The 231-nt window shown below is 51.5% G+C and carries 1 rRNA gene; it reads left to right on the top strand.

Annotated elements, in window-relative coordinates:
* Window positions 1-231: ribosomal RNA gene (locus EP747_RS24085) — 23S ribosomal RNA — on the top strand; the annotation flags it as partial.

Raw genomic sequence — 231 nt, 5'->3', positions numbered from 1 at the left:
ACCGAAGTTCCTGATTCTACGCTGCCAAGAAAAGCTTCTAGCGAGGAAATAGGTGCCTGTACCGCAAACCGACACAGGTAGGCGAGGAGAGAATCCTAAGGTGAGCGAGAGAACTATGGTTAAGGAACTCGGCAAAATGACCCCGTAACTTCGGGAGAAGGGGTGCTCTTCGTAAGGAGAGCCGCAGTGAATAGGCCCAAGCGACTGTTTAGCAAAAACACAGGTCTCTGC

The organism is Gottfriedia acidiceleris, from assembly GCF_004138285.1.
In the GTDB taxonomy this organism is placed as follows: Bacteria; Bacillota; Bacilli; order Bacillales; family Bacillaceae_G; genus Gottfriedia; species Gottfriedia acidiceleris_A.
This window is presented reverse-complemented; position numbering and strand designations above follow the sequence as displayed.